This window comes from Nostoc sp. 'Peltigera membranacea cyanobiont' 213 (assembly GCF_002245975.1).
Lineage (GTDB): Bacteria > Cyanobacteriota > Cyanobacteriia > Cyanobacteriales > Nostocaceae > Nostoc.
This window is the reverse complement of sequence record NZ_NOLI01000006.1, coordinates 102995-110999: the sequence shown is the minus strand read 5'-3', so window position 1 is coordinate 110999 and position 8005 is coordinate 102995. Positions and strand designations below refer to the sequence as shown.

7 protein-coding genes are annotated in these 8005 nt (G+C 43.7%); 1 reads left to right on the top strand and 6 read right to left on the bottom strand.

Annotated elements, in window-relative coordinates:
* Positions 1-13: 13 nt before the first annotated feature.
* Positions 14-1024 (bottom strand): TIGR01777 family oxidoreductase, encoded by a 1011-nt coding sequence (locus tag CDG77_RS03280; protein WP_094327958.1) that lies wholly within the window; start codon positions 1022-1024, stop codon positions 14-16.
* Between the two features lie 311 nt (positions 1025-1335).
* Here CDG77_RS03280 and CDG77_RS03270 point away from each other — a divergent pair, with 311 nt between their 5' ends.
* A complete protein-coding gene (locus tag CDG77_RS03270) occupies positions 1336-1683 on the top strand; it encodes a hypothetical protein (protein ID WP_094327953.1) in 348 nt (115 codons plus the stop codon).
* Between the two features lie 72 nt (positions 1684-1755).
* Here the strand turns inward: CDG77_RS03270 and CDG77_RS03265 are convergent, their stop codons facing one another.
* The 5 genes from CDG77_RS03265 to CDG77_RS03245 form a co-directional block, all read right to left on the bottom strand.
* Positions 1756-2253 carry an FHA domain-containing protein gene (locus tag CDG77_RS03265; RefSeq protein WP_094327951.1) on the bottom strand — a complete coding sequence of 166 codons (498 nt, stop codon included), beginning with the start codon at positions 2251-2253 and terminating at the stop codon, positions 1756-1758.
* 293 nt (positions 2254-2546) lie between these two features.
* Positions 2547-5024: a heavy metal translocating P-type ATPase gene (locus tag CDG77_RS03260; RefSeq protein ID WP_094327949.1), complete on the bottom strand. Its 2478-nt coding sequence runs from the start codon at positions 5022-5024 to the stop codon at positions 2547-2549.
* A gap of 135 nt (positions 5025-5159) precedes the next feature.
* Complete coding sequence (locus tag CDG77_RS03255) at positions 5160-5339, bottom strand: hypothetical protein (protein WP_094327947.1); 180 nt, start codon at positions 5337-5339, stop codon at positions 5160-5162.
* A 73-nt stretch (positions 5340-5412) separates the two neighbouring features.
* Positions 5413-5688 (bottom strand): TM2 domain-containing protein, encoded by a 276-nt coding sequence (locus CDG77_RS03250; RefSeq protein WP_094327945.1) that lies wholly within the window; start codon positions 5686-5688, stop codon positions 5413-5415.
* Positions 5689-6314: 626 nt separating this feature from the next.
* A complete protein-coding gene (locus CDG77_RS03245) occupies positions 6315-7889 on the bottom strand; it encodes a CPBP family glutamic-type intramembrane protease (RefSeq protein ID WP_094327943.1) in 1575 nt (524 codons plus the stop codon).
* Between the last annotated feature and the right edge of the window lie 116 nt (positions 7890-8005).

Sequence of the window (8005 nt, the reverse complement as noted above, 5' to 3'; positions counted from 1 at the left end):
CCCCTGCTCCCTTCTAATTCAGAATTTGTCTTAGTGCTGACTGTAAATTAGGATATTTGTACTCAAATCCTGTTTCCACGGTGCGCTTCGGAAGGACTTGCTGACCTTCTAAAACTACTATAGCCCCGTCTCCTAAAAGAGCTTCGATCGCAAAACCCGGAACAGGCAACCAAGAAGGGCGATTCATTACTTGTCCCAAAGTTTGACTTAAATCTGCCATTCGCACTGGGTTAGGGGCAGTGGCATTGTATACGCCTTCTATTTCCGGTTTAGTTAAAGCTTGCATAATCAAGTTAACTACATCGTCTACATGAATCCATGAGAACCACTGGCGACCACTACCAATGGGGCCACCAGCAAAGAGTTTGAAAGGTGGAATCATTTTACCTAAAGCACCACCATTGCCTAGAATAACCCCAAAACGCAGAATGACCAGCCGTACACCAGCATCTTTTACCTTTCTTGCTTCTGCTTCCCAGACTTGGCAGACTTGGGCGAGAAAATCGTTACCAGATGGGCTTGTTTCATCAAAGGTTGCCGTTTCACTGGTGCCGTAGTAGCCAATAGCCGAAGCGTTAATTAACACAGTTGGGAGACGGCGCGTTGCAGGGGTTCCCACGCCACTCCCCTCAACGGAAGGAACCTCCGCAAGGGGGTGGCTCCCCGTTGTAGCGACTTCTGTCTTGGGGTTAGCGTTGGTTATTGCTTCAACTATTTTTTGTGTACCTAACTTTCGGCTATTGAGGATTTCTTGTTTGCGTTCTGGTGTCCAGCGTCCTTCACCAATGGGTTCTCCTGCTAGATTCACTACACCATCACAACTAGCAATGACACTTTGCCAAGAACCGGAGGCGTTTGGTGTGTAGGGAACAATTTCTACATTGGCGAAAGCCTCAGATGGAAAAACCTTTTGAGCAAAAGCGGTGTTCCGAGTTAATACTACTATTTGATGACCTTTCCCGTGGAGTCGTTGTACCAGAAGACTACCGACAAATCCTGTTGCTCCAGTAATTGCTACTTTCATTTTCTATCTCAGCCAAACCTTTATTTTGACACTCCCACAGCTGTTAAACTCTTCGGTTCGCTCAATTTAACAAAAAGCCGTGAGATTCTTGCTTCATAGGGATTCCAATAAATTTACCCTCTTCCAAGAGAAGACGCGAAGCGGGAACAGCAAGCATCTTGACTGTCTGCCCGACGGCTGCACACCCTCTATTAAAGACGATGCTGTAATACCCGATCTCAAAACTCAAAAACTTTGCTTTTTTAATCACTTTTCGTTTAGATGCTTCGGTATTATAGGATGGACGGAGTGTTGCAAGGCGTGGGGCTATTATGGCTCGCTATACGTGTTCGTTTATTCTTTCTGTTGCTAGTGACCATCTCCAGCCGTTACTTGTAGAACTTCTACAGGACTGTCAGTTGGATATTCAATACCACACGGGCGATTACATTATCGCTCGTCAGACTCCTGGTAATGTGCCTTTTCCTAAATTGATTACAGTAGAAGTATTGATTGATAAATCAAAATCTACTGAAACAGAAACCAAAATGAGTATTGTGATTAAAAATGAAGAATTACCACTCCAACTAGATAATTACTGCCGACAAATGTTTGAATTTATCAAGCAGACTATTGAAAATAGCCGCCATTGGCATTTGATTGAAAGTCTTGCAGGATAGCTTTGGTAATTGAATTGACAATCCCACGGCTTTCAGCCGTGAGAGTGTCAGAATTTGATTGCTAGTTAAAATTTAATCTCCCAGATCCTCCAAATCCTCGGCCATACCGGGGTTTATTAGTGTAATGTCGTACTCGCTCGAATCCGTTTGTCCCAAACGCTGAGTGTTTTTTAAAAGGTAATAAATGGCACGGACTTGAGGGCCAAAAACGATCTCGTCTTCATTTCTGAGATCGTGGGTTGGTATCTTACGTCCATTAATCATCAAACCGTTGGAACTAGCTTTACCTTTGGCATCGCCATCTACAATCCGGTAATAGTAGCTATGGCTATTATGCTCTCGTGGCAATCTCACTAATGTGGCATGGCGGCGGGAGACAAACTGCGACATCAAACGGATATTACATTCGCGGTCTCTACCTATAGAGTAGACGGGTTGCTCCAGAGAAAATTCTTTGCGACCTTGATCGTCTTCAATAATCAGTAGATGGTTTTCATTAGTTTCTGCTGCCATTGACAAATCGGTGGAACTGTGATATATCAAGATTTGTTTAGTATCGTATTTTGCCATTTTCGCGCACCGTCAGTCTGTGGTGCTAATCTAGATAAGCTTTAAAATTGCATAATACCTTGAAAGAGTAGAACTCGGTCGTTCTACTACCAGTAGCTATGATAGCTTTTGTAGGTGCCTCAACAGGCTTTGTGATTTGTGTAAGTTTAACAAAATTTGCTAATAACTAATTCGTAATGACGTTCTCTACAGGCAGTATCTCGTAAAGAACGTCACTACGAATTACGAATTGTTAACTTGAGATCGGAATAACTAAGATTTGTGAGGGGAAATTTTAGATCCAAAAAAGTATTCTAAGGCTGATGAGCTAATCGCCGTAATAATATTGAGTTTGTGACGACGCTAACAGAGCTAAAAGCCATTAATGCAGCAGCACTAGATGGGTTAAGGACAAAACCCAGACTAGGGAACAAAACACCTGCTGCTAAAGGAATGCCAACTGTATTATATGCAAAAGCCCAGAATAAATTTTGGCGGATTTTTTTGAAGGTGGCGCGACTAAGCTGAATTGATTCGACGACATCGTTTAAGCGATCGCGCATTAGGATAATTTCAGCAGTTTCCATCGCCACATCTGTCCCGGAGTGTAAAGCAATTCCTACATCTGCTTGGGATAAAGCAGGAGCATCATTGATTCCATCTCCGACCATTGCCACAACGGACTGGGGATTGGATATTGGGGATTGGGCATTAGGCAGAATTTTTCCTAGTCGCCAGTCCCTAGTCCCCAATCCCTCTTTCTGGAGAGACTGGATTGCCGCCGCTTTTTTAGCTGGGGGTACACCCGCGATTACATCAGCGCTGTCTAATCCTAGTTGTTTGGCTATGGCGCTAGCTGCTTCTTTGCGATCGCCACTGAGCAACATTACCCGTAGACCCATCTGGCGCAACTTGTCTACAGTCGATTGGGCATCTGGTCTGAGGGGATCGGAAACAGCAATTAGCCCAGCTAAAGTTCCCCCAACAGCTACGCAAACGACTGTTTTACCATCCGTTGCTAAATCCTGTGCTACCTGTTGTGCTGTTTCGCTAATGTCAATGCCGTGCCAACTCAACCAGTCCCAGTTACCTAACAATACAACCGTGTTCTCTACTACAGCAGAGATTCCCAATCCTGGTTCCGTGTGAAAGTCCACAGCCTCTGGAATAGATAACTGTTGCCGTAGTGCTTCTTGCTGAATCGCTTTTGCTAACGGGTGATGAGTACCGTTTTCTACAGCTGCTGCTAGTTGTAATAGAGATTGGGAATTCCTAGTCCTCAGTCCCCAGTCCCCAGTCGCCGATCCCTCAATTAACAGACAATCTGTAACGATGGGATTACCTGTGGTCAGAGTGCCAGTTTTATCAAATACTACAGTGTCTAACTGGTGGACTTTTTCTAAAACATCGCCGCCTTTGATTAACAAACCCCTCTCTGCGCCCATAGCAGTCCCGACCAGAATGGCTGTTGGGGTGGCAAGTCCTAAAGCGCAGGGACAGGCGACCACCATAACTGCGATCGCTAGTTTTAAGCTGATTAATAGGGGAGAGTGGGGAACTTGATGTGTAGCGTGACCCATCATTTCCATACCACCAGACATGGTGATATCAGTCCAGATGTGAGTGCCAAAAAAGTACCAAAAGACAAATGTGATTGCAGATGCTGTCAATACCCCGTAGGTAAAGTAACCAGCTACTGTATCCGCTAATTTCTGTACTGGGGCTTTCCGAGTTTGGGCGGCTTCTACTAAAGCGACAATTTGAGCTAGAGTTGTATCACTTCCAGTCCGGGTTGTCTGAATAGCGATCGCTCCTGACTGATTTATTGTCCCCCCTGTCACCAAATCTCCTGGTTGCTTAATTACTGGCACGGCTTCCCCAGTCAACATGGATTCATCGACTGTTGTTTGACCAACCACGACTTCACCATCGACAGGGATTTTATCACCAGGCAGCACTTTTAACCATTCACCAACCCGCACCTGTTCAGCAGGAATCTCTACACTAGAAGATCCCACTCCGTCTTTTTCTGGGTTAGCAATCAATCGCGCTACCTGTGGCTGGAGTGCTAGCAATTTTCTAAATGCAGCAGCAGCGCGACCTCTAGCTTGTTGTTCTAATGTCTTTCCTAAAATAATAAAGCCCAGCATCATTACTGGTTCGTCAAAGAAGCACTCCCAACCCAATTGGGGAAACAGCAGCGCTACTAAACTAGCAATGTAGGCAGTCAGCGTTCCTAATCCGATCAGGGTGTTCATGTTGGGCGCATTTCGCCGCCAGCCTAGCCAGCCGTCCACTAAAATCGGGCGACCGGGAATTAGTAGCGCCACTGTCGCCAGTCCACAGTGAAACCAGATGTTATTTAGTAGTGGCAGCACTGAGCTACCAAGATTACCAAAATGTCCACTTCCCGACAATAACAGCAATATTGCAGCGATCGCCAACTGCCTTAAAGAAGACTGCATTTCTCGGCGTTGTCGTTCTGCTGGGTCTGATAAGGTAGACATCTCGCCTACTACTGTGCCCCTAGCTTTTCGGGGTTGAGTCGGGAATCCAACGGCTGTTAATCGCTGTGCTAGTGCATCTGCATCTACCGCACCAGTTTCTGACTCTACAACTGCTACCTCTGTGGCCAGGTTCACACAGGCACTCTTGACTCCTGGATGTTGGGTTAGCTGTCGTTCTACCGCATTCACACACCCAGCACACTTCATGCCCCCAACATCGAGAATAATTTTCTCTAGGATTGGGTCAAGTTCTGGGCCTAGCTTAGTTTTTGGGACAAGTTGCATGGCTTGTGTTTAGATTCGCTACAGAAATTCAACGCCTGACAAAAAGCGTCTCTAATTTGAGCGTAGGCGAAATATGGAACTACGACTGTATGTCAACCCTATTAAATTTCTTAATTTATCGTACTTCGCTGAAGGTCAATGACGGCTCCAACGTAAATAAGTCACATAGATAATAGCTACCACTTGCATTGGCGCGATCGCAATCAGGCTTTTTAAGAAATAGTTGATTTCCAAATGAGACATAACGCTGAAATACCCTATGCCCAACAAGAAGAACATTGCCCAGTTAAGCTGTTTAGGTTTGAAAATGAGCATATCAATAAAAATAAATAATCAGAAGTAGAAGTGGCGAACTACTGCTATCTCCTGCAATAACAGCCTTCTTGCACTAGAACCAGCCCTGTTTATTCACAAAGTAGGTATTTACAAATTCTTCAGGCGACTTATTCAAGTAGATCATCCCTTCAATTAAACCCACAAGTAGCATAATTACCAAGGCAATGCCGTAGGTAAAAGAACCCCCGACTAAAGAAATCACCAACATAATAAAGCCTTCTGGAGCGTATCCTAGAATAAATTTATGAACCCCAAATCCTCCCAGGATAATGCCACAGTAACCAGCTAGAAGTTGTTTGGTAGGGTGAGTGGGGTTGAGATTTGCCATATTAAGTGCTGCTCCTGGTTAAGTGAGGTAAAAAATAAAGTCTTTATGGAAATAAGAGTAAGTATAGTTACTCACCTAATAAATAGATTTTTAATTTTTCAGTACAAGTAAGCCCCAAGACAAATAGCCAAAATCAGCGTACTTATACTTTAGAGGGAACGCTAAAATATTTTGCGGCATAGCCTGAAAATCTGGCGTTCCTTAATAAATTTTGCTGGATTTGACGATCGCAAACCCTGGTGCAGCAGTTTTGCAGATTTTTAGATAAGACATTTTTCTTGAGAAGAATGAACCTCAATAATCAGCAAAAACTACTACACCACTTTTTACAAGTCCATCAGTATTATTTCCGGATTTTTTTTCCGATGGCTTCCAGTAGGCGTGAAATACTATCGCACCAATGATGAAACCAGTTACTGGCTAAAATCATTCGGATGAGAATAAATGCTTAACTAGATATTTTGATTGTCTATGTTAACAGCATTCTTTGATTTGCTTTTGCCATTATCTGACATTGGCTTTTCAGATAGTATTTATGCTTATGACCAATTATTACTAGAAAGTTGTTCTTACATAAGCAGATAAAATCAGATATTTTCAGATTTGGCAACAGTAGTTTTATAGTGTTAATTGCTACCTAAAACAAACAAACTTAATAATGTACCACTATTCCAGAGGCTGTGAAGGAGCATAGGGGCAAGGAGATTGCGCGATCGCGTGTAAACGACCCCTAAAACAATCCCTAATGCAGTCAGGGGAAGAATTTCCGACAAGCTAAGGTGAGCGATCGCAAACAACAAACTACTAATCAAAATCGATCCCCACACGGGTAAGTAGCGAGTTAGAGAGGGTAACAAAAAGCCACGAAATAGGATTTCTTCAAAAAATGGAGCTGCGATCGCGGCTGTGGAGAAAAATATGCCTAGTGCTATACCATCTCGGCTTTCTAGAGCTAGTTGCAACAGGGGGTTACTACCACCCTGTCCTTGCCATAGCTGTTGATTAATCAAAGATACCACCACAACTATAGGTAAAGCCGTGCAATAGCCTCCCAGTCCCCACCAAAACCAGTTATCTTGAAAACGGAAGCGAAACCAAAATTCTGGTAACGGGAAAAACGGCTTCAGAGAGAAATACAGCACTAACAGCGCACCTAACGCCACCAATAGGTAACTAACCAAAACAGAAAACGCCTGAAGTCGGACATCAACAATAGGACGCGGGATGGGTAACACCGATATCACCAAGGGCACAAAAATTTGCCCCATAAAGAAAAAGCCTACAATAAAAACCTGCAAAACCGTTTCACCATCCCAAGGCGTTGACCAAGGGACATTAGCATTTTGAGCTAATAACGAGGTTTTTCCTTTCAACAAGCGTTGAGCAAATAATAAAATCAGCAGTATTAGACCAATTAAAGCTGCCAAAGTGGGAATAGTCCCAATAACAGCTAATTTCAATACTGCTTGAGCCGCAGATTCTTGTTGTGCAGCTTTAACTGCTGATAAAGCGTCTTCTCGTTGCTGGAGTTGGTATAGCTTAACTAAAGCATTTGAACGAAACCAACCTTCTAAATTCTTTTGAATCCGTTCTTGAGCATTTTGCAGCAGACGGGGAGGATTGCTCCACAGTCCACTTAATACAGAGGCCGTTTCCCCAAATTCTGGATTGATATTTGAGCGTTGTTGTAATTCGCTCCAAGTTTTGAGGGCTGTATCCGTTTGTCCTTGCTGTGCTTGTAAAATTCCCAGGCGCAAGTCTAATTCAGCCAGTAATTTCTGGAGTTGTTTGAGGGACTGCTGTAACTGTTTCTGTCCCTGTTTAGAGGTTTTAGTTGTGGGAGGAGCGTCAGGTAGAGGTTTCGGAAGTGTGGGAGTTATTTCAGGTTGAGAGCTTAATTGTGCAAGTTTGCTATTAACTTTGTCCAAATTAGCTTGAACTGATTGACGCGCCTCCTCATACTGCTTTGTGGAGCTTTCCAGGGGTTGATCGCCAAGTATCGCTTCCCGAATCGCCTGGAGATTGTCATCGCTGCTATCTTTTGATTGCCAAGCTTGGGCTTGGAGAGCAATATTAGTTTGGTATAATTCTAGGCGACTTTGGAACTGAGGTTCTTGCCAACTAGCAAATAATTGCGAAACTGCCAACAGAACTGCGATCGGTGTCAGTATAAAAATTAAAATTAACCGCTTGAGTGTCATCTATCCCCCTTTGACTAACAGTGGAGAGCGCGTCCCCCTTGGGAATTATCGCAATAAAAAGTCAGAGGTGGATAGATATCATCAATATTATAAGTTTGCTATGAATATGCGATCGC

Excerpts from the sequence above, each read along its gene's own strand:
- CDG77_RS03255 (WP_094327947.1), bottom strand. The coding sequence starts at position 5,339 with ATGCTCATTTTCAAACCTAAACAGCTTAACTGGGCAATGTTCTTCTTG.
- CDG77_RS03250 (WP_094327945.1), bottom strand. The coding sequence starts at position 5,688 with ATGGCAAATCTCAACCCCACTCACCCTACCAAACAACTTCTAGCTGGT.
- CDG77_RS03260 (WP_094327949.1), bottom strand. The coding sequence starts at position 5,024 with ATGCAACTTGTCCCAAAAACTAAGCTAGGCCCAGAACTTGACCCAATC.
- CDG77_RS03270 (WP_094327953.1), top strand. The coding sequence starts at position 1,336 with ATGGCTCGCTATACGTGTTCGTTTATTCTTTCTGTTGCTAGTGACCAT.
- CDG77_RS03245 (WP_094327943.1), bottom strand. The coding sequence starts at position 7,889 with ATGACACTCAAGCGGTTAATTTTAATTTTTATACTGACACCGATCGCA.
- CDG77_RS03265 (WP_094327951.1), bottom strand. The coding sequence starts at position 2,253 with ATGGCAAAATACGATACTAAACAAATCTTGATATATCACAGTTCCACC.
- CDG77_RS03280 (WP_094327958.1), bottom strand. The coding sequence starts at position 1,024 with ATGAAAGTAGCAATTACTGGAGCAACAGGATTTGTCGGTAGTCTTCTG.